The organism is Sphingobacterium sp. UBA7631 (genome assembly GCF_002483935.1).
GTDB classification, from domain to species: Bacteria; Bacteroidota; Bacteroidia; order Sphingobacteriales; family Sphingobacteriaceae; genus Sphingobacterium; species Sphingobacterium multivorum.
Genome location: NZ_DLIX01000003.1, coordinates 251,360 through 270,534, shown reverse-complemented (window position 1 = coordinate 270,534; position 19,175 = coordinate 251,360). Strand labels below are relative to the sequence as shown.

Sequence of the window (19,175 nt, the reverse complement as noted above, 5' to 3'; positions counted from 1 at the left end):
TTTATTTTAATGTCAAGCAAGTGCCAAATTGTCCTTGTTGAAACAAATGCAAATTATTAGCATTTCCAATATAGACCTCTTGAACACCTTTATTTATAGCATTGAATGCATTTTGCAATTTAGGGATCATCCCGTCGTTCACTACGCCGGATTCCTTAAGATGTTCAAACTCTTCTGACTTAATCGTTGGGATTACCGAATTCTCATCTGTTACATCCCGTAAAACGCCGTTCTTCTCGAAACAATAAACCAAAGAAGTTTCATATAATGAAGCCAAAGACACCGCCAATGAAGAAGCTATTGTATCCGCGTTGGTATTGAGCAATTGTCCAAGGCCATTATGTGTAATAGCTGAAAACACAGGAACAAAACCCGCTTCCAAAAACTTTTTGATGGCCAAGGTATTTACAGAGTCATGTAACAAATCACCTACAAAACCATAATCGATATCTTTTACAGGACGCTTTATCGCTTTAATGACATCCCCATCAGCTCCGGTTAATCCGACAGCATCACATTTCAAATTTTGCAACTTCGCAACGATTGTCTTGTTTGTCAATCCGGCGTATACCATTGTTACAACGCGTAACATTTCCTCATTTGTCACACGCCGCCCTTCTACCATTTGGGCTTCGATGCCCAGTTCACTAGCCAAACGAGTTGCAATTTTACCTCCACCATGTACAAGAATCTTTTTCCCTGATAATGCGGAGAACTTTTCTAAAAAAGAATCCAATTGGCGTTCATCATCAATAATATTCCCGCCAATTTTAATAATATTTAATACACTATTAGCCATTACGCAACTTTTCCCAATAAAAATAGTTTTTCAAAAATCAATAGGATTGTACTATACCAAATCCTCTAACATACGTTTCAAAACAACCTGAGCAGCCCAAACACGGTTGCTGGCCTCTTTAATCACGAGTGAGTTTGGCCCATCCAAAATTTCTGAAGATAATTCGAGATCTCTTCGTACTGGCAAGCAATGCATAACTTTGGCATCATTTGTCAGCTTCAGCTTCTTATTATCCATCATCCAATCTTCATCAACACCATATACCTCGCCATATTCCTGATAAGAAGACCAGTTTTTCACATAGACAAAATCAGCATTCTTTAAACTTTCTTCAAGATCATTAGATATGGTTGCACCGGCTGTAAATTCTTCACTTAACTCATAGCCCATAGGTTGAGCTATCGTAAAATCAACCAATCCCTCTTCTTGCGCTTTACACATCCATTCTGCAAAAGAATTAGGTACCGCTTGAGGTAATGCCTTTACATGCGGAGCCCAAGCCAAAACCACTTTTGGTTTCTCGGTCTTTTTATACTCAGTGATGGTAATCATATCCGTCAAACTCTGTAGCGGATGCCGCGTTGCACTTTCTAAGGAAACAACAGGAACACCACAGTATTTAATGAATTTGTTGAATAAGTCTTCACTATAATCCTCTTCGCGATCTTTCAATTTTGGAAAGGAACGAAGTCCCAAAATATCACAATACTCGCCCATAACAGCAGCGGCTTCACGAATATGTTCAACAGTTGTCCCGTTCATCACAACACCATCCTGTGTTTCAAGAGCCCAACCATCTTTATCCATATTCATAACCATCACATTCATGCCCAAATTCATCGCCGCTTTTTGTGTGCTCAAACGTGTACGTAAACTGGGATTCAAAAATACAAGTCCCAGCGTTTTGTGTTGACCAAGATCCTGATTGTCATATGGTGCAGCTTTCAAATTTAACGCTTCTTGAACAACGTCCGCTACACTGGAAACATCCTTAACAGAGAAAAACTTTTTCATCTATATCTATTTATTCGAGTGCATCTTCAACGGCAATAAATAAGCGCGTCACACTCAGTATATATTTTAACTAATACAGTGCAATCAAATTTCCACAAGCTGAAACAGCCATTGGCCAATTTGACAGCATTTAGGGGTTTACGCAACCGTTACGGCCTTTACATGCTCCTTTAATGCAGATAAAAACTGATCCGCATGCTCTTTCGTCATATTCAGGGCAGGTAATAAGCGAATCACAAATGGCTTAGCCTCTCCCGTAAAGATACGGTTCTTTAACAAGAGATCCTTCTTCACATGACCCAACGATGCTGGAAGTTCGATACCGATCATTAATCCCCTACCTCTAACTTCAATAATTTCCTCTATTTGCTTCAATTCATTGATAAGATAGGTGCCGACTTGTGCAGCATTTTCCATAAGCTGATCTTGTTGGATGACCTCCAAAACAGCCAAAGCTGCCGCGCATGCAAGATGATTCCCCCCGAAGGTAGTACCCAAACTGCCGTAAGTAGCTTTAAATTTAGGCGATATACTTATTGCTCCGATTGGAAACCCATTGCCCATACCTTTTGCCATGGTATAAATATCAGCTTCGACGCCGGAATAATCCTGGGCGTAGAATAAGCCCGTCCTGCCGTAGCCACATTGTACTTCGTCTGCAATGAAAACTGCATTATATTGATCACAAAGAGACCGAATCAAACGAAGAAAAGAAACTGAAGCCTCCCGAATACCGCCAACTCCCTGAATACTCTCTACAATAACGGATGAAATTTCCTCACCATAAGATGCGAAAGCGCTGGCTAAAGCCTCTTCATCATTAAAAGGAAGAAAAACAATATTGTCCGTCTCGTTTACAGGAGCCACGATACTCGGATTGTCTGTTGCAGCAACAGCTAATGATGTGCGTCCATGAAATGCTTTTGAAAATGCAATAACCTTCTTTCTTTTGTTATAAAAGGAAGCTAATTTCAATGCATTTTCATTCGCTTCTGCGCCCGAATTACAAAGAAATAAATCATAATCAACCTTTCCCGACACTTCCCCCAACAATCGGGCAAGTTCACGCTGAATTGGAATTTCAACAGAATTAGAATAGAACGCAATGCGGTTCAATTGCTCTGTTATACGTTGTACATAATGTGGGTGCGTGTGTCCGATCGATATCACAGCGTGGCCACCATACAAGTCCAAGTAAGCATTTCCTTCGGCATCCCACACCGTTGATCCATTAGCTTTTACTATGTTAATGGGATTAATGGGATAAACATCAAATGGTTTCATCTTAATGAATTATAGATTGATAAACGAAATAGCTTGTAATAGAAAAAGCTATCAGATTTTAGCAATACAAATATATTAGTTATAACGGTAGGAATGGTCATAAAATAAAAAAAGTCCTCTTAAAAAGAGGACTTTTTTATGTTAGATCAGCAGAATACTATTCTCCGTCTACTTTTTCTTCACCTTCTACTTCGGCTTTAACTTCTGCAGGAGCTTCAGTTTCGGCAGTAGCAGCTTTTTTAGCACCACCACGACGACGAGTCGCTTTTTTCTCAGCAGCAGCAGCTTTTTTACCGTAGATTTCGTTGTAATCAACTAGCTCGATGAAAGCCATTTCTGCGTTATCACCTAAACGGTTTTCCATTTTGATGATACGCGTGTAACCACCTGGACGGTTAGCTACTTTTTCAGAAATTTCGCGGAATAAGATAGAAACTGCGTCTTTATCTTTCAAATAAGCGAATACTGTACGACGAGAGTGTGTTGTGTCGTTTTTAGATTTAGTAATCAAAGGCTCAACATACGTACGTAACGCTTTAGCTTTAGCCAAAGTAGTTGTAATACGTTTGTGTAGGATTAATGATGTCGCCATGTTAGCCAACATTGCTTTTCTATGGCTATCCGTACGGCCTAAGTGATTTACTTTTTTTCCGTGTCTCATTTTGATTTTATTATACTAACCGTACCGTTTTTGTATAGTTCAAATAGGTGAAAATCACCTATTCAGACAGCCAAAAGGAATTACGACTAGTGGTCGCTTAATAAATTATTATTCTTCGTCTAATTTGTATTTCGCCAAGTTCATTCCGAATGATAAACCTTTTGATTTAACCAATTCTTGGATTTCACTTAACGATTTTTTACCGAAGTTTCTGAATTTCAACATATCAGCCACGTCATAAGTTACTAACTCAGCCAATGTGCGAATATCTGCAGCCTTCAAACAGTTCAATGCACGAACTGAAAGATCAAGATCTACTAATTCTGTTTTCAGAATCTTACGCATATGTAAGATTTCTTCATCAACAACTTTAGTTTCTTCTTTCGTTTGAGACTCAAGAAGCATATTCTCATCAGAGAATAGAATAAAGTGTTGAATTAAGATCTTAGCAGCTTCTTTCAAAGCTTCTTCGGGGTGAATTGAGCCATCAGTAGAGATATCCAACAACAATTTCTCGTAGTCAGTTTTTTGCTCTACACGGTAATTCTCAATGGTATATTTAACATTCTTGATCGGAGTAAAGATCGAATCGATTGCGATAACACCTACTGGAGCATCCACAACTTTATTCTCATCAGCATTTACGTATCCACGACCTTTGGCAATACTCAATTCCAATTCAATTGTCACTGAATTATCCATGTTACAGATTACCATGTCTGGGTTCAAGACCGTAAAGTTATTAGAGAATTTTGTGATATCACCAGCTAAGAATTGTTCTTGACCATTGATTACTACAAATACCTTTTCGTTGTCGCCAATCTCACCTGTTTTTTTGAAACGAATTTGTTTCAAGTTCAAGATAATTTCAGTTACGTCTTCAACAACACCTTTGATCGTTGAAAATTCGTGCGAAACGCCAGAAAACCTTATCGACGTAATTGCATATCCTTCTAAAGAGGACAATAGAATACGGCGCAAAGCATTACCAATGGTTACACCAAAACCAGGCTCCAATGGACGAAATTCAAACGTACCATCAAAATCCGTAGATTTTTGCATGATAACTTTATCCGGTCTTTGAAATGCTAAAATTGCCATTTATTTTCTTTTAATGTTTTATTTGTAATAATAATTGTAATACAATAGAAGATGCATACCCCAAAAATTGGACTATGCATTCTTCTATTTTATTTATTATTTAGAGTATAACTCAACGATTAAGTTCTCTTTAATGTTTTCAGGAATGTCAGCTCTTTCTGGATAGCTTAAGAAAGTACCTGTTAATTCTTTCGCATTCCACTCTAACCAAGAAAATTTATTTACAGTACGACCTGCAACTGAATTTGTGATGGCTTCAAGTGTTTGAGAACGTTCACGAACTGCTACAACGTCACCTGGACGCAAGCTATATGATGGAATGTTAACAACTTCGCCGTTAACAGTAACGTGTTTGTGGGATACCAACTGACGAGCAGCGGCACGAGAAGTAGCGATACCTAAGCGGTAAACTACGTTATCCAAGCGAGCTTCTAACAATTTCAAGAAGATCTCACCTGTAATACCTTGTTTAGAGGCAGCTTTAACAAATAAGTTTGAGAACTGACGCTCCAATACACCGTAAGTGTATTTTGCTTTTTGTTTTTCTAACAACTGAATAGCATATTCAGATTGTTTACCTCTGCGTTTAGAAGCTCCATGTTGTCCAGGAGGGTAATTTTTCTTTTCTAACGCTTTATCTGGGCCGAAGATCGGCTCTCTAAATTTACGGGCAATTTTGGACTTAGGTCCTGTATATCTAGCCATTTTCTTTTACAATTAAAGTATCTATCAGCCTATAGCCGATGAATCTTATCTTTAAATTAATTAAACTCTTCTGCGTTTTGGAGGACGACAACCGTTGTGAGGAAGTGGAGTGATATCTTTGATAGTAGTCACATCGATTCCTACTGTTTGCAATGTTCTGATTGCCGATTCACGACCAGCACCAGGTCCTTTAACAAACACTTCAACTTTACGTAAACCCAAATCGTGAGCAACTTTTCCACAGTCTTGTGCAGCCTGACCAGCAGCATATGGCGTGTTCTTTTTAGAACCACGGAAACCCATTTTACCAGCACTAGACCAAGAAATAGTTTGACCTTGATTATTCGTCAAAGTTACAATGATATTGTTAAACGTTGCGTTAATGTGAGCCTGACCTACAGGTTCGATAACAACGATACGCTTTTTTGCAGCTTTTTTAGTTTTAGCCATTTCTTATTTATTATTTAGTAGCTTTTTTCTTGTTTGCAACTGTCTTACGTTTACCTTTACGAGTACGTGAGTTGTTTTTAGTACGTTGACCACGAACTGGTAAGTGTTTACGGTGACGCAATCCACGGTAACAACCGATATCCATTAAACGTTTGATGTTTAATTGAATTTCAGAACGCAATGCACCTTCAACTTTCAATTCGTCGTTAATGATGGTACGAATTGCTGCCAATTGATCATCATTCCACTCTTGTACCTTCACATCTTCGCTGATACCAGCTTTTTCCAAGATATATTCAGCTCTTGTACGACCGATACCAAAAATATAGGTAAGGCCGATCACACCTCTTTTGTTTTTAGGTAAATCAATACCTGCTATCCTTGCCATATAATATTAAGCTATTATTTTTTTAATGAATTAACCCTGACGTTGTTTAAACTTTGGGTTCTTTTTGTTGATTACAAAAACTTTACCTTTACGACGGATGATCTTACAGTCCGCGCTACGTTTTTTTATTGATGCTCTTACTTTCATGATATTTATTTTTTCAAAAGCTTGCACTAATACAAGGGCTTACGGCTATTTATAGCGATAAGTAATCCTTCCTTTAGTCAAATCATACGGAGACATTTCCAATTTAACTTTATCACCAGGTAAAATTTTGATATAGTGCATGCGCATTTTACCAGAAATATGGGCAATGATTTCATGTCCATTTTCCAACTCTACCCTAAACATAGCATTAGAAAGTGCCTCTCTAATTATACCGTCTTGTTCTATTGAGGCTTGTTTAGCCATATATTCTCGATTAAATTTAATTTAAAAGCCTGCGAACAGGAGTGCAAAGATAAATAAAAATAATTGAAAACCAACTACTTTTTGTTCAAAACTTTCTCTACATGTTCGAATGTCAGCAACACATCTGGTTCTCCTTTTCGGATTGCAACCATCTGTTCGAAGTGCGCCGATAATTTCCCATCCACTGTACTTACTGTCCAACCATCATCCCAAAAACGAACACCCGCACGCCCTGCATTGATCATCGGTTCGATACAAATAACCAAACCTTCTTCCAATTTAGGACCAGCACCTCGTTTTCCATAATTAGGAACCTCAGGTTTTTCATGTAAGTGATAACCAACTCCGTGTCCAACCAGCTCGCGCACAATTCCGAATCCGAATTTACTCACATACTCCTGAACAGCTGAAGAAATATCCCCAACACGTTTACCAGCCACCGCCTGTTCAACACCTTTGTACAATGATTCCTTTGTTACATCCAGTAACAACTGTGCTTCTTCAGATATTTCACCTACACCAAAGGTGTATGCTGAATCACTGATAAAACCATTCAAATTGACACCACCATCGACCGAAACAAGATCTCCATCTTTAATTTCATAATCACTTGGAAAGCCGTGTACAATTTGATCGTTGACAGATATACACAAAGAATATGGAAATCCCTGATAATTTAAGAACGCAGGCGTTCCGCCGTTATCATGAATATACTCATAAGCTAATTTATCAAGAGATATAGTCTTTACCCCAGGCTTAATCACTTTTGCGATTTCACCAAGCAATTGCGAAAGCACATCTGCTGACTTTCGCAATTGCTCTATATCTTCTGCTGACTTATAAAATACTTTAGACATCTAAAGAAATTAAATTGCCGAATGATCCATTCCCTCAACAGACGCGGCCGAACGACCTTTAATACGACCTGTTTTCATTAATCCATCGTAATGACGCATCAATAAATGAGATTCGATCTGTTGCAAAGTATCCAACACCACACCTACTAAAATCAATAATGACGTACCACCGTAGAAGTGCGCAAATTGATTGTTAATACCAAACAAACTTGCAATAGCAGGTAGAATAGCAATGATCGCTAAGAAAATTGCACCTGGAAATGTAATATTTGATATTACGCGGTCTATAAAATTACTAGTTTCCAATCCCGGTTTAATACCTGGTACAAAACCTCCGTTCTTCTTCATGTCGTCCGACATCTGTTGTGGGTTCACCATAATCGCTGTATAGAAAAACGTAAATGCGATAATTAACACCGCAAATGTCACGTTGTATGCAACAGAAGTATAGTTACTCAACGAAGTCAAAAATTCCGACTGAAGATTTGGGAAGAACTGTCCTAAACTCATTGGCACAAACATGATTGCCTGCGCAAAAATGATAGGCATTACACCTGCAGCATTTACCTTTAACGGTATATACTGACGTACTCCACCGACTTGCTTGTTTCCAACGATTTTCTTCGCGTATTGTACAGGGATCTTACGAACACCTTGTACGATCAAGATCGTAAAGATCACAACAAAGAACAAAGCTACAAATTCAAGCAACAATGGAATTGGACCACCACCACCTTTCGCCATTCTAGAAACCCATTCCGCAGTGATACCACTTGGCAATTGAGCGATAATACCAGTCATGATGATCAAAGAAATACCATTACCGATACCTTTATCCGTAATTTTCTCTCCTAACCACATCACAAATAAAGTACCGCCTGTCAAAACTATAGCAGTCAGAATAGTGAATAATGGGTCAGCTATTGTCTTAGCACTTGGCTCGATTTGAGTACGTACATAAGCAAAAGCTTGAAGCAAAGTAATCCCTAAAGTTAAATAGCGAGTAATTTGATTCATTTTTTGACGACCACTTTCCCCTTCCTTCTGCATCTTTTGGAAGTAAGGAACCGCGATGCCCAGCAATTGAACAACAATGGATGCCGAGATATATGGCATTACCCCTAAAGCAAAGATAGCCGAACGAGAGAATGATCCTCCCGCAAACATATCCAGTAAGCCCAATAAACCCTCTTTTTGACCAGAAGCCAAAGCATGAGGATTTACACCTGGTAATACCACGTGACATCCAATACGGTAAATCAAAAGAAAAAGTAAGGTATTTAGAATACGCGTACGTAAATCATCGATTTTCCAAATATTGGTTAAGGTTGTGATTAGTTTCTTCATTTATTAAATTTTAACGATAGAACCGCCTGCAGCTTCAATAGCTTTTTGAGCAGAAGCAGTAAACGCGTGCGCTGTTACTTCAACTTTAGCTTTCAACTCACCGCGACCCAAGATTTTAACTTTGTCATTTTTAGACACTAAACCATGAGCTTTCAATGCGTCGAAATCTACAGCTGTTAAATTGTATTTCTCGATCAACGCTTGTAAAGTATCTAAGTTTACACCATTATACTCAACACGGTTGATGTTTTTGAAACCAAATTTAGGCACACGACGTTGCAAAGGCATTTGACCACCTTCGAAACCGATTTTCGTAGAGTGACCTGAACGAGAACCAGCACCTTTGTGACCACGTGTTGAAGTACCACCACGACCAGAACCAGTACCACGGCCAATACGTTTGCTACTTTTTACTGCACCTTTTGCAGGTTTTAAATTACTTAAGTTCATTTTTAAACTAAATTGTGCTAGCCCTTCGCTCTCACTAAACAGGTACTAGCGATTAAAAAATAATGATTATTAATAACAAGTAATGGAAGAAGCCCAAAGACCTCTTCCATATGCTAATATTAAATAGTTTCGATAGCTACTAAATGGTTTACTTTACGTACCATTCCAATAATTGATGGAGTAGCTTCAACTTCTACTGAGTGGTTGATTCTTTTCAAACCCAATGCCTCAATAGTTTTCTTTTGGCGCTCGCTTCTGTCGATAACGCTCTTTATCTGGGTGATTTTGATTTTTGCCATGATAATTAACCGTTAAATACTTTATTCAAATCGACACCGCGGTGTTGTGCTACTGTATACGCATCACGCATATCTGCTAAAGCAGTTACAGTTGCTTTTACCACGTTGTGTGGGTTAGAAGAACCTAATGATTTAGCCAATACATCTTTGATACCAGCAGACTCCAATACTGCACGCATTGCACCACCTGCTAAAACTCCTGTACCACCTACAGCTGGTTTAATCAAAACTGAACCACCAGAATATTTACCATATTGTGCGTGCGGAACAGTACCTTTGATAATAGGAACTTTTACCAAATTTTTCTTTGCGTCATCGATACCTTTCGTGATTGCTTCAGTTACCTCTTTAGCTTTACCTAAACCGTAACCAACGATACCGTTTTCATCACCTACTACAACAATTGCAGAGAAGCTGAAAGTACGACCACCTTTAGTAACTTTAGCTACACGTTGGATACTTACTAAGCGATCTTTTAATTCAATTTCGCTTGATTTTACTCTTTTTATATTGCTTAATGCCATTTCTTTCTATGATTAAAAGTCTAAACCGCCTTCGCGAGCACCTTCAGCCAAAGATTTGATACGGCCATGGTATAAGTACCCATTACGGTCAAAAACTACTTTATTAATACCTGCTGCTAATGCTTTTTCAGCCACCAATTTACCTACAGCTTTAGATTGATCAACCTTGTTACCAGATGCAACAAACTCTTTTGACAAGCTAGATGCAGCAACTAATGTTTTGCCTGCATTGTCATCAATGATTTGCGCATAGATACCTTTGTTACTTCTAAAAACCGATAAACGTGGACGTTCAGACGTTCCAGCAAGGTTTTTTCTGATTCCTTTTTTGATTCTCTCTCTACGAGATGCTTTTTGTCCTGCCATGATTATTATTTTTTAGCTGATTTACCTGCTTTTCTTCTCAATACTTCACCTGCAAACTTGACACCTTTTCCTTTGTAAGGTTCTGGTTTACGGAAGCCACGGATTTTAGCCGCTACCTGACCGATCAATTGTTTGTCAGCGCACTCTAAAGTGATTGTAGGGTTTTTACCTTTGTCAGCAGTAGTTGATACTTTAACCTCGTTTGGCAATACAAAAACAATCTGGTGAGAGAAACCTAAAGTTAACTCTAATACATTACCAGTACTTGAAGCACGGTAACCTACACCGACTAACTCTTGCGTAGTTTTGTAACCTTCAGTCACACCGTGAACCATGTTAGCCAACAGGGAACGGTATAGACCGTGTAATGCTTTGTGTTTCTTTTGATCAGTTGGACGTGTTACAACGATATTACCCTCTTCTTGAGCAATCGTGATGTCACGGTCAACTTGTTGTGTTAATTCGCCTTTAGGACCTTTTACTGAAACTAAGTTTTTGTCCGAAATAGTAACAGTTACCCCAGCAGGGATAGCGATAGGCGCTTTTCCAATTCTTGACATTTCTTTGTGCTTTTACCTAGATTAATAAACGTAACATAAAACTTCACCACCAACATTTTGAAGTCTAGCTTCCTTATCTGTCATTACACCTTTCGATGTTGACAAGATAGCAATACCTAAACCGTTCAAAACACGAGGCATAGTATCAACGCTTGCATACTTTCTTAAACCAGGTTTACTCACACGTGTCAACGTACGAATAGCCGGAATTTTGCTAATTGGATTATATTTCAATGCGATTTTGATCGTACCCTGTACGCCATTCTCATCGAATTTGTAATTAGCAATGTAACCTTTGTCAAAAAGAACTTTAGTGATCTCTTTTTTTAGGTTCGATGCAGGAATTTCAACAACCCTGTGGTTGGCCTTGATGGCATTCCTTACTCGTGTAAGGTAATCCGCAATTGGATCTGTAGTCATTATATATGAAAATTTGTGACAGCGGTTTCCCTCCCAACCATTGGTATGGGACCTTCTATCTGTTAAACAATTTTAAAATGCAAAAACCCCGGCAATCCTCAGTTGAATTGCCCGGGCAAAATTAAGTATTTTTTTTTAATTACCAAGAAGCTTTTTTCACCCCTGGGATTTTGCCATCTAAAGCCATCTCACGGAATGTTACACGAGAGATACCGAATTGACGCATATATCCTTTAGGACGACCAGTCAATTTACAACGATTGTGTAAACGTACTGGAGAAGCATTTTTAGGCAATTTATCTAATGCAACGTAATCGCCAGCAGCTTTTAATTCTGCACGTTTTGCCGCATATTTAGCTACCAATTTAGCGCGTTTTACTTCGCGTGCTTTTAATCCTTCTTTAGCCATTGTTATTAGTATTTTGATTTTTAAATGGTAAACCGAATTGTTTCAACAATTCTAAAGCCTCAACATCATTTTGAGCTGAAGTCACGAAAGTGATGTCCATACCTTGGATCTTGTTGATTTTGTCAATGTTGATCTCAGGGAAAATGATTTGCTCAGTGATACCTAAGTTATAGTTACCACGTCCGTCAAAGCCTTTATCGTTGATACCGCGGAAGTCACGAATACGTGGAAGCGATACTGCTACCAAACGGTCCAAGAACTCAAACATATTGTTGTCACGTAAAGTAACACGTGCCCCTACAGGCATACCTTTACGTAATTTAAAGTTTGAAATATCTTTTTTCGATTTTGTAGCAACGGCTTGTTGACCTGTGATTAAAGTCAACTCAGCGATAGCGTTATCGATTAATTTTTTGTCAGCTGTTGCAGCTCCTACGCCTTGTGAAACAACGATTTTCTCAAGTTTAGGAACCTGCATAATACTTTTATACTGAAATTTTTCTTGAAGTGCTTTACGGATTTCCTCCGCATATTTCACTTTTAATCTTGGTACGTAAGTCATTATTTAATTTCCTCCCCTGATTTTTTAGCGTAACGAACTAATTTACCATCTGCATTTAACTTACGACCTACACGTGTAGTTGCACCTGTTTTAGGATCGATAACAGCTAAATTAGAGATGTGAATACCAGCTTCTTTCTCAATGATACCACCATTAGGATTAGCTGCACTTGGTTTAGTGTGTTTTTTTACGATGTTAGCGCCCTCAACGATAGCTCTATTTTTATCCACTAAAACAGTTAATACTTTTCCTTGAACACCTTTAGAGTTACCAGCGATAACTTTCACTAAATCACCTTTTTTAATTTTGATTTTGTGCGTAGTTGTTTTTGTTTTCTGTGCCATAATTATAAAACCTCCGGTGCTAATGATACAATTTTCATGAACTGTTTCTCACGCAACTCTCTAGCAACAGGGCCAAAGATACGTGTACCACGTGGTTCATCATTATTATTTAATAATACAGCGGCGTTATCATCGAAACGGATGTATGAACCATCTTTACGACGGATTTCCTTTTTCGTTCTAACCACTACTGCTTTAGAAACGGAACCTTTTTTCACGTTTCCTGAAGGCATAGCGCTTTTCACCGATACAACAATCTTATCTCCGATTGATGCATAACGCTTGCGCGTACCGCCCAATACACGGATTACTAAAACTTGTTTAGCACCGCTATTGTCAGCTACATTAAGTCTTGATTCTTGTTGTACCATGTTATTTAGCTCTTTCTATAATTTCTACTAATCTCCAGTTTTTTGTTTTACTCAGCGGACGAGTTTCCATAATTAATACCGTATCGCCGATACCGCAGGTATTAGTTTCGTCATGAGCTTTAAATTTAGTAGTTTTTTTAACGAACTTACCATAGATCGGGTGTTTCACTTTACGTTCCACTGATACCACGATAGACTTGTCCATCTTGTTGCTAACTACTAAGCCGATTCTTGTTTTTCTTAAATTTCTTTCCATTTCGACTTTAAATTTTACGCCTCAGAGGCTGTTTCATTTTTAGCTGCAGCTTTGCGTGCACTGATCTCTGTACTGATACGAGCGATAGTTTTGCGTGCTGCTTTGATCACGTTAGGGTTCTCAATAGCTGAAACAGCATGTGCAAATTTCAATTTTGTAAGGGCTGTTTTCTCTTCTACAAGACGAGCTTTTAAGTCCTCATTAGATAATTCTAAAATTTCTGAATTTTTCATGTTTTTTCAGTTGTTATTTGGGTTATCATCGCTTTATATATAGCGTTAGGGGTAACGGCCCTAACGCTTAAATGATGACATTACCAAGATTTTTATGCTTCAACGTAGTCTCTACGAATCACAAACTTAGTTTGAACCGGAAGTTTTTGAGCTGCAAGGCGTAAAGCTTCTTTGGCAATTTCCAAAGGCACACCTTCTGCTTCAAATAACATACGGCCTGGGCGTACTACTGCTACCCAGTATTCTGGAGCACCCTTACCTTTACCCATACGTACCTCTGCAGGTTTTTTCGTAACAGGTTTGTCAGGGAAAATACGAATCCAAACTTGACCTTCACGTTTCATATAACGTGTAACCGCAATACGAGCTGCCTCGATTTGACGACTAGTGATCCATGCTTGCTCCATTGTTTTGATACCGAAAGAACCGAAAGCTAACTCCGCTCCACGAGAAGCGTTACCTTTCATGCGGCCTTTCTGCATCTTTCTGAACTTCGTTCTTTTTGGCTGTAACATGTTCGTATACTTTTTAAATCTGCTTTTTCAGCAGGTTTTTGTTGTAATCTAAATAACTATTAATCTTTTTTCGGACCACGGTTGCTTCCACCACGGTTGTTTCCACCACGGTTGTTTCCACCGCGACCACCTTTGTTGTTACGGTTGTCACGACGTTCGCCACCACCTTCGTGGTTGCCACGTGATTTTACACCAGATGCTTGACCAATGTTTGGAGATAAGTCACGTTTACCGTAAACCTCACCTTTACAGATCCAAACTTTGATACCAATTTTACCGTATGTAGTCAATGCTTCAGCTAAAGCGTAGTCGATATCAGCACGCAATGTGTGTAAAGGAGTTCTTCCTTCTTTGTATTGTTCAGTACGCGCCATTTCAGCACCACCTAAACGACCAGAACACATGATTTTGATACCTTCTGCACCCATACGCATCGTAGAAGCGATTGAAGTTTTCATTGCACGACGGAATGAAATACGCGCCTCTAATTGTTTAGCGACACCTTCAGCTACTAACTTAGCATCTAACTCAGGGCGTTTGATCTCGAAAATGTTGATTTGAACATCCTTTTTAGTCAGTTTTTTCAACTCTTCTTTGATCTTGTCAACTTCTTGACCACCTTTACCGATAACGATACCTGGACGAGCAGTGTGAATTGTAACAGTGATACGTTTTAAAGTTCTTTCGATAACAACTTTAGCTACACCACCTTTTGCAATACGAACAGAAAGATATTTTCTGATTTTTTCGTCTTCAACTAATTTATCGGAATAGTTTTTACCTCCGAACCAGTTAGAATCCCAACCTTTGATGATTCCTAATCTGCTACCTATTGGATTTGCTTTTTGTCCCATTTCTCAATAAATTAGTTTTGTTCAACGTTTAATTTGCTATCAACTACCAACGTAACGTGATTTGAACGTTTACGAACTCTGTATCCGCGACCTTGAGGAGCCGGACGCAATCTTTTCAATTGACGACCACCACCTACTGATACTTCTTTTACATATAGTTCGCTTTCTTCCACTGATTTACCTTCGTTTTTGGCTTCCCAGTTTTTGATTGCAGATAATAATAATTTTTCTACACGAGCAGCAGCTTCTTTACTTGAGTGTTTCAAAATGTAAATTGCATTTTCAACACGTTGACCGCGAATTAAGTCTACCACCAAACGCATCTTACGAGGCGAAGTCGGGCAGTTCAATAATTTGGCATCCGAAGCTCCTCCTTGTTGAGCTTTCTCTTGCTCTTTACGTTGTCTAATTAAGACAGACTTTTTAAGTTTTTTTGTTGCTTCCATTACCTATTATTTTTTCTTTTCTGCGTGGCCTCTGAATGTACGCGTAGGCGCGAATTCACCAAGCTTGTGACCTACCATATTCTCTGTTACATAAACAGGGATAAATTTATTCCCGTTGTGCACTGCGAAGGTATGGCCAACAAAATCAGGTGAAATCATTGATCTACGAGACCATGTTTTGATAACTGACTTTTTGTTAGTTTCATTCATAGAAAGAACTTTTCTTTCTAAGTTGTGATCGATATAAGGACCTTTTTTAATTGAACGAGCCATTATTTTTTCCTTCTCTCAATGATGTAACGATTCGATGTTTTCTTCTTGTAACGTGTTTTGAAGCCTTTAGCTAATACACCTGTACGTGAGCGTGGGTGACCTCCTGAAGTACGGCCTTCACCACCACCCATAGGGTGATCTACTGGGTTCATCGCAACACCACGAACTCTTGGACGACGACCTAACCAACGTTTGCGACCTGCTTTACCTAACACTTGGTTAGATCTTTCATGGTTCGATACTGAACCAATTGTAGCAACACAAGTCAATAAGATCATACGTGTTTCGCTCGAAGGCAATTTGATGATGGCATATTTACCATCACGAGCAGACAATTGAGCATAAGTACCAGCCGAACGAGCAATTGAACCACCTTGACCAGGATTTAATTCAATGTTGTGGATGATAGAACCCAATGGAATGTTTGCTAATGGTAATGTATTACCAACTTCTGGGGCAACTTTATCACCTGCGATTACAGTTTGACCAACTACTAAACCAGCTGGAGCAAGGATGTAACGTTTTTCACCATCAGCGTAATGCAACAAGGCAATACGAGCAGTACGATTTGGATCGTACTCGATAGTAGCTACTTTTGCAGGGATATCTTTTTTATCGCGTTTGAAATCAATTAATCGGTATACTTTTTTATGTCCCCCACCGAGATAACGCATAGTCATTTTACCGGAGTTATTACGACCGCCTGATTTCTTGTTGATTTTTACTACTAACGATTTTTCAGGAACGTTTGTAGTAACATCAGAGTAGTCAGCGCCTACTCTAAAACGAGTACCAGGGGTTACCGGTTTGAATCTTTTAACTGCCATTTTGTATTATATAGTACTGTAAAAGTCAATAGTTTCGCCGTCTTTAATCGTAATGACAGCCTTTTTATACTTAGGAGCTCTACCAGATACGAAACCTGCTTTTGTGTAACGGCTTTTTGCTTTACCAGCTACTACTGCAGTGTTTACAGCAAGAACTGTAACACCAAACATAGCCTCAACAGCTGCTTTAATCTGGATTTTGTTTGCTCTGTGATCTACTTTGAAAGCGTAACGGTTTAATTTTTCCGTTAACAAAGAAGCTTTCTCAGTCAAGATAGGTTTTTTAATAATTTCCATATTACTTAGCTAATGCTTCCTCCAAAGTTTTAACAGAATCTGTAGTCAACAATAATTTTGTTGCGTTCAATACATCATATGTATTTAAATCAGCTGCAACAATAACTTTTGCTTTTTTCAAGTTTCTGCTTGATTTATAAACAATCTCATCGTAAGCTGGTAATACCAACAATGTTTTCTCATCAGCTACGTTCAACGCATTTATTAAAGCAACATAGTTTTTAGTTTTGATAGCATCGAATTTTACTTCATCCAATACCACAATGTTATTATCTTTTGCTTTGTAAGATAACGCTGATTTACGTGCTACTTGTTTCAATTTTTTATTCAATTTGAACGAGTAGTCACGAGGTTGAGGACCGAATACACGACCACCACCATTAAACAATGGAGATTTGATAGAACCCGCACGAGCACCACCAGTACCTTTTTGTTTGTGTAATTTACGAGTAGAACCCGCGATTTCGTTACGTTGTTTAGATTTGTGAGTTCCTTGGCGTTGGTTCGCTAAGTATTGTTTCACATCCAAATAGATCGCATGATCGTTAGGCTCTAACCCAAATACCGACTCAGGAAGTTGCACCTTGGCACCTGTTTCTTTACCTGATAAATTTAAAACTTTAACTTCCATCTCTACTATTTGTCTACGATTACATAAGAACCTTTAGCTCCTGGAATGGAACCACTAACAACGATAAGGTTTTGCTCAGCGTAAACTTTCAACACCTGTAAGTTTTGAACTTTAACTCTGTCACCACCTGTACGACCAGCCATGCGCATACCTTTGAATACGCGTGAAGGCCATGATGAAGCACCTAATGAACCTGGAGCACGTAATCTGTTGTGCTGACCGTGAGTCGCACCACCTACACCACCAAATCCATGACGTTTCATTACACCTTGGAAACCTTTACCTTTTGAAGTACCAACTACATCTACGAATTCGCCTTCCTCGAAAAGTGTAACGTCAACTACGTCACCAAGTTGTTTTGCATCTGGGAAAGTTTTAAACTCTACCAACTTACGCTTAGGCGTTGTGTTTGCTTTCGCAAAGTGCCCTTTCAAAGGAGCTGTCGTGTTTTTCTCCTTAGCTTCGTCGAAACCAAGTTGAATTGCCGAGTAGCCATCCTTTTCTTCCGTACGTATCTGCGTAACCACGCACGGCCCGGCCTGAATCACTGTACAAGGAATATTTTTCCCATCAGCGTTAAACAGGCTCGTCATTCCTACTTTTTTTCCAATAATACCTGACATGTTGTAAATTAATTAATTAAAAGTCCTTCGAAGCAGTAGGGCTTCGCTCAAGACATACTATTCCCATTAAGGGACTGCAAAGTTACAAACATTTTTATAACTGTCAAATAATTAGTGAATTATTTTTTTTTATTTTCTACTTCTTTTAAAACCACTCCCCTATTTTTACGATTTGTCCTTTCAACATTCCTTACATCGAATAATTCCCAAAAAAAAATAAAATTAGCACCCAAATTCATACTGCCATACAGCTGTCATAAGTTGCGCTAATTTTGAACAGTCATACAACACGTCAGGTGATGTATCGCTTACTAAAATTTTAAATACAAAAATCATGAAAACAGAAATCATTTCGAAGAACGAGCTACTTCAACATTGGCTAGGCCATAGAAACCTAACAAGACAGACTATCGAAAAATTTCCAGAAGAAGGATTGTTCAATTACAAGGTAGAAGGCATGCGCACTTTTGCAGATATGATTAAGGAGCTATTAGGTATTGCTGTTCCAGGTCTCCAAGAAATTGTCAACAACAAAAGCGGCGAACTCAACGAGAATCTCAGTTATTCGACCAAAGCACAATTACTTCAGGCTTGGGATGATGCTACTCCTCAGATCAGTGAACTGTTCAATCAAATTCCAGAAGAACGTTTTGCCGAAGAGTTCAATTTATTTGGACAATACAAATCCCCTATTATCCACAGCATATTTTATTTTATTGACAACGAGATCCACCATCGTGGTCAGGCCTTTGTCTATTTACGCTTACTGGGTATCCAACCACCATTTTTTTGGGAAAGGGGTTAATAACTGATACAGACAACGGAAGTTTTCTCCTGACATGGATCAAAAACTTTTTAGTACAATTTACAGTTTAACTTGTTCGGCATCCTCCCTTTC

General features: G+C 38.7%; 33 protein-coding genes. 1 reads left to right on the top strand and 32 read right to left on the bottom strand.

Annotation, left to right across the window (positions count from 1 at the left end):
* Window position 1 precedes the first annotated feature (1 nt).
* From argB to rplC, 32 genes are all read right to left on the bottom strand, one after another.
* Window positions 2-799 carry an acetylglutamate kinase gene (gene argB / locus B3P16_RS04410; RefSeq protein WP_115047047.1) on the bottom strand — a complete coding sequence of 266 codons (798 nt, stop codon included), beginning with the start codon at window positions 797-799 and terminating at the stop codon, window positions 2-4.
* Between the two features lie 51 nt (window positions 800-850).
* Window positions 851-1,813, bottom strand: a complete 963-nt coding sequence (locus B3P16_RS04405) for an acetylornithine carbamoyltransferase (protein ID WP_286770646.1) — start codon at window positions 1,811-1,813, stop codon at window positions 851-853.
* A 138-nt stretch (window positions 1,814-1,951) separates the two neighbouring features.
* Complete coding sequence (locus B3P16_RS04400; protein WP_286841542.1) at window positions 1,952-3,097, bottom strand: aspartate aminotransferase family protein; 1,146 nt, start codon at window positions 3,095-3,097, stop codon at window positions 1,952-1,954.
* 157 nt (window positions 3,098-3,254) lie between these two features.
* Entirely contained in the window at window positions 3,255-3,758 is a 504-nt protein-coding gene (gene rplQ, locus B3P16_RS04395; protein ID WP_070570394.1) for a 50S ribosomal protein L17, read from the bottom strand.
* 108 nt (window positions 3,759-3,866) lie between these two features.
* Window positions 3,867-4,859 carry a DNA-directed RNA polymerase subunit alpha gene (locus B3P16_RS04390; RefSeq protein ID WP_046674887.1) on the bottom strand — a complete coding sequence of 331 codons (993 nt, stop codon included), beginning with the start codon at window positions 4,857-4,859 and terminating at the stop codon, window positions 3,867-3,869.
* 96 nt (window positions 4,860-4,955) lie between these two features.
* Window positions 4,956-5,564, bottom strand: coding sequence for a 30S ribosomal protein S4 (rpsD, locus tag B3P16_RS04385; protein ID WP_046674886.1), 609 nt, complete (start codon window positions 5,562-5,564; stop codon window positions 4,956-4,958).
* 60 nt (window positions 5,565-5,624) lie between these two features.
* Window positions 5,625-6,014, bottom strand: coding sequence for a 30S ribosomal protein S11 (gene rpsK / locus B3P16_RS04380; protein WP_046674885.1), 390 nt, complete (start codon window positions 6,012-6,014; stop codon window positions 5,625-5,627).
* Between the two features lie 10 nt (window positions 6,015-6,024).
* Window positions 6,025-6,402, bottom strand: coding sequence for a 30S ribosomal protein S13 (gene rpsM, locus B3P16_RS04375; RefSeq protein WP_112373918.1), 378 nt, complete (start codon window positions 6,400-6,402; stop codon window positions 6,025-6,027).
* Between the two features lie 30 nt (window positions 6,403-6,432).
* Window positions 6,433-6,549: a type B 50S ribosomal protein L36 gene (gene ykgO, locus B3P16_RS04370; RefSeq protein WP_013665024.1), complete on the bottom strand. Its 117-nt coding sequence runs from the start codon at window positions 6,547-6,549 to the stop codon at window positions 6,433-6,435.
* A gap of 45 nt (window positions 6,550-6,594) precedes the next feature.
* Complete coding sequence (gene infA, locus B3P16_RS04365; RefSeq protein WP_002997456.1) at window positions 6,595-6,813, bottom strand: translation initiation factor IF-1; 219 nt, start codon at window positions 6,811-6,813, stop codon at window positions 6,595-6,597.
* Window positions 6,814-6,887: 74 nt separating this feature from the next.
* Window positions 6,888-7,670 (bottom strand): type I methionyl aminopeptidase, encoded by a 783-nt coding sequence (gene map, locus B3P16_RS04360; protein WP_046674883.1) that lies wholly within the window; start codon window positions 7,668-7,670, stop codon window positions 6,888-6,890.
* A 9-nt stretch (window positions 7,671-7,679) separates the two neighbouring features.
* Window positions 7,680-9,017, bottom strand: coding sequence for a preprotein translocase subunit SecY (gene secY, locus B3P16_RS04355; RefSeq protein ID WP_046674882.1), 1,338 nt, complete (start codon window positions 9,015-9,017; stop codon window positions 7,680-7,682).
* Between the two features lie 3 nt (window positions 9,018-9,020).
* A complete protein-coding gene (rplO, locus tag B3P16_RS04350; protein ID WP_046674881.1) occupies window positions 9,021-9,467 on the bottom strand; it encodes a 50S ribosomal protein L15 in 447 nt (148 codons plus the stop codon).
* 119 nt (window positions 9,468-9,586) lie between these two features.
* Window positions 9,587-9,766 (bottom strand): 50S ribosomal protein L30, encoded by a 180-nt coding sequence (gene rpmD, locus B3P16_RS04345; RefSeq protein WP_046674880.1) that lies wholly within the window; start codon window positions 9,764-9,766, stop codon window positions 9,587-9,589.
* 5 nt (window positions 9,767-9,771) lie between these two features.
* Window positions 9,772-10,275 (bottom strand): 30S ribosomal protein S5, encoded by a 504-nt coding sequence (gene rpsE / locus B3P16_RS04340; RefSeq protein WP_236560343.1) that lies wholly within the window; start codon window positions 10,273-10,275, stop codon window positions 9,772-9,774.
* A gap of 27 nt (window positions 10,276-10,302) precedes the next feature.
* Complete coding sequence (rplR, locus tag B3P16_RS04335; protein WP_172462327.1) at window positions 10,303-10,665, bottom strand: 50S ribosomal protein L18; 363 nt, start codon at window positions 10,663-10,665, stop codon at window positions 10,303-10,305.
* On the bottom strand, window positions 10,662-11,216 hold the full coding sequence (rplF, locus tag B3P16_RS04330) for a 50S ribosomal protein L6 (RefSeq protein WP_088160090.1): 555 nt from the start codon (window positions 11,214-11,216) through the stop codon (window positions 10,662-10,664). Before rplF ends, rplR begins: the two co-directional genes overlap by 4 nt.
* A 21-nt stretch (window positions 11,217-11,237) precedes the next feature.
* On the bottom strand, window positions 11,238-11,639 hold the full coding sequence (gene rpsH, locus B3P16_RS04325) for a 30S ribosomal protein S8 (protein WP_223584601.1): 402 nt from the start codon (window positions 11,637-11,639) through the stop codon (window positions 11,238-11,240).
* Between the two features lie 136 nt (window positions 11,640-11,775).
* Window positions 11,776-12,045, bottom strand: a complete 270-nt coding sequence (gene rpsN, locus B3P16_RS04320) for a 30S ribosomal protein S14 (RefSeq protein WP_028071569.1) — start codon at window positions 12,043-12,045, stop codon at window positions 11,776-11,778.
* On the bottom strand, window positions 12,038-12,607 hold the full coding sequence (rplE, locus tag B3P16_RS04315; protein ID WP_046674875.1) for a 50S ribosomal protein L5: 570 nt from the start codon (window positions 12,605-12,607) through the stop codon (window positions 12,038-12,040). Before rplE ends, rpsN begins: the two co-directional genes overlap by 8 nt.
* Window positions 12,607-12,951, bottom strand: a complete 345-nt coding sequence (gene rplX, locus B3P16_RS04310) for a 50S ribosomal protein L24 (RefSeq protein ID WP_070570406.1) — start codon at window positions 12,949-12,951, stop codon at window positions 12,607-12,609. The genes rplE and rplX overlap by 1 nt, the downstream gene beginning before the upstream one ends.
* Window positions 12,952-12,953: 2 nt before the next feature.
* Window positions 12,954-13,322 (bottom strand): 50S ribosomal protein L14, encoded by a 369-nt coding sequence (rplN, locus tag B3P16_RS04305; RefSeq protein WP_046674873.1) that lies wholly within the window; start codon window positions 13,320-13,322, stop codon window positions 12,954-12,956.
* 1 nt (window position 13,323) lies between these two features.
* Complete coding sequence (rpsQ, locus tag B3P16_RS04300) at window positions 13,324-13,578, bottom strand: 30S ribosomal protein S17 (protein ID WP_046674872.1); 255 nt, start codon at window positions 13,576-13,578, stop codon at window positions 13,324-13,326.
* A gap of 14 nt (window positions 13,579-13,592) precedes the next feature.
* On the bottom strand, window positions 13,593-13,811 hold the full coding sequence (gene rpmC, locus B3P16_RS04295; RefSeq protein ID WP_046674871.1) for a 50S ribosomal protein L29: 219 nt from the start codon (window positions 13,809-13,811) through the stop codon (window positions 13,593-13,595).
* A 92-nt stretch (window positions 13,812-13,903) separates the two neighbouring features.
* A complete protein-coding gene (gene rplP / locus B3P16_RS04290) occupies window positions 13,904-14,326 on the bottom strand; it encodes a 50S ribosomal protein L16 (protein ID WP_046674870.1) in 423 nt (140 codons plus the stop codon).
* Between the two features lie 59 nt (window positions 14,327-14,385).
* A complete protein-coding gene (rpsC, locus tag B3P16_RS04285; RefSeq protein ID WP_046674869.1) occupies window positions 14,386-15,180 on the bottom strand; it encodes a 30S ribosomal protein S3 in 795 nt (264 codons plus the stop codon).
* A gap of 11 nt (window positions 15,181-15,191) precedes the next feature.
* Window positions 15,192-15,626 carry a 50S ribosomal protein L22 gene (rplV, locus tag B3P16_RS04280; RefSeq protein WP_046674868.1) on the bottom strand — a complete coding sequence of 145 codons (435 nt, stop codon included), beginning with the start codon at window positions 15,624-15,626 and terminating at the stop codon, window positions 15,192-15,194.
* 6 nt (window positions 15,627-15,632) lie between these two features.
* The gene (rpsS, locus tag B3P16_RS04275) at window positions 15,633-15,899 is read right to left on the bottom strand and encodes a 30S ribosomal protein S19 (RefSeq protein ID WP_002997495.1); all 267 of its coding nucleotides are present in this window, start codon (window positions 15,897-15,899) and stop codon (window positions 15,633-15,635) included.
* Window positions 15,899-16,726, bottom strand: coding sequence for a 50S ribosomal protein L2 (rplB, locus tag B3P16_RS04270; RefSeq protein WP_046674867.1), 828 nt, complete (start codon window positions 16,724-16,726; stop codon window positions 15,899-15,901). Before rplB ends, rpsS begins: the two co-directional genes overlap by 1 nt.
* A gap of 6 nt (window positions 16,727-16,732) precedes the next feature.
* The gene (gene rplW, locus B3P16_RS04265; protein WP_046674866.1) at window positions 16,733-17,023 is read right to left on the bottom strand and encodes a 50S ribosomal protein L23; all 291 of its coding nucleotides are present in this window, start codon (window positions 17,021-17,023) and stop codon (window positions 16,733-16,735) included.
* A gap of 1 nt (window position 17,024) precedes the next feature.
* Window positions 17,025-17,654 carry a 50S ribosomal protein L4 gene (gene rplD / locus B3P16_RS04260; protein ID WP_046674865.1) on the bottom strand — a complete coding sequence of 210 codons (630 nt, stop codon included), beginning with the start codon at window positions 17,652-17,654 and terminating at the stop codon, window positions 17,025-17,027.
* A 5-nt stretch (window positions 17,655-17,659) separates the two neighbouring features.
* The gene (rplC, locus tag B3P16_RS04255) at window positions 17,660-18,277 is read right to left on the bottom strand and encodes a 50S ribosomal protein L3 (protein ID WP_104385215.1); all 618 of its coding nucleotides are present in this window, start codon (window positions 18,275-18,277) and stop codon (window positions 17,660-17,662) included.
* Between the two features lie 334 nt (window positions 18,278-18,611).
* Between rplC and B3P16_RS04250 the strand changes: the two genes are divergently transcribed.
* On the top strand, window positions 18,612-19,082 hold the full coding sequence (locus B3P16_RS04250; protein WP_286841540.1) for a DinB family protein: 471 nt from the start codon (window positions 18,612-18,614) through the stop codon (window positions 19,080-19,082).
* The last annotated feature ends 93 nt before the right edge of the window (window positions 19,083-19,175 follow it).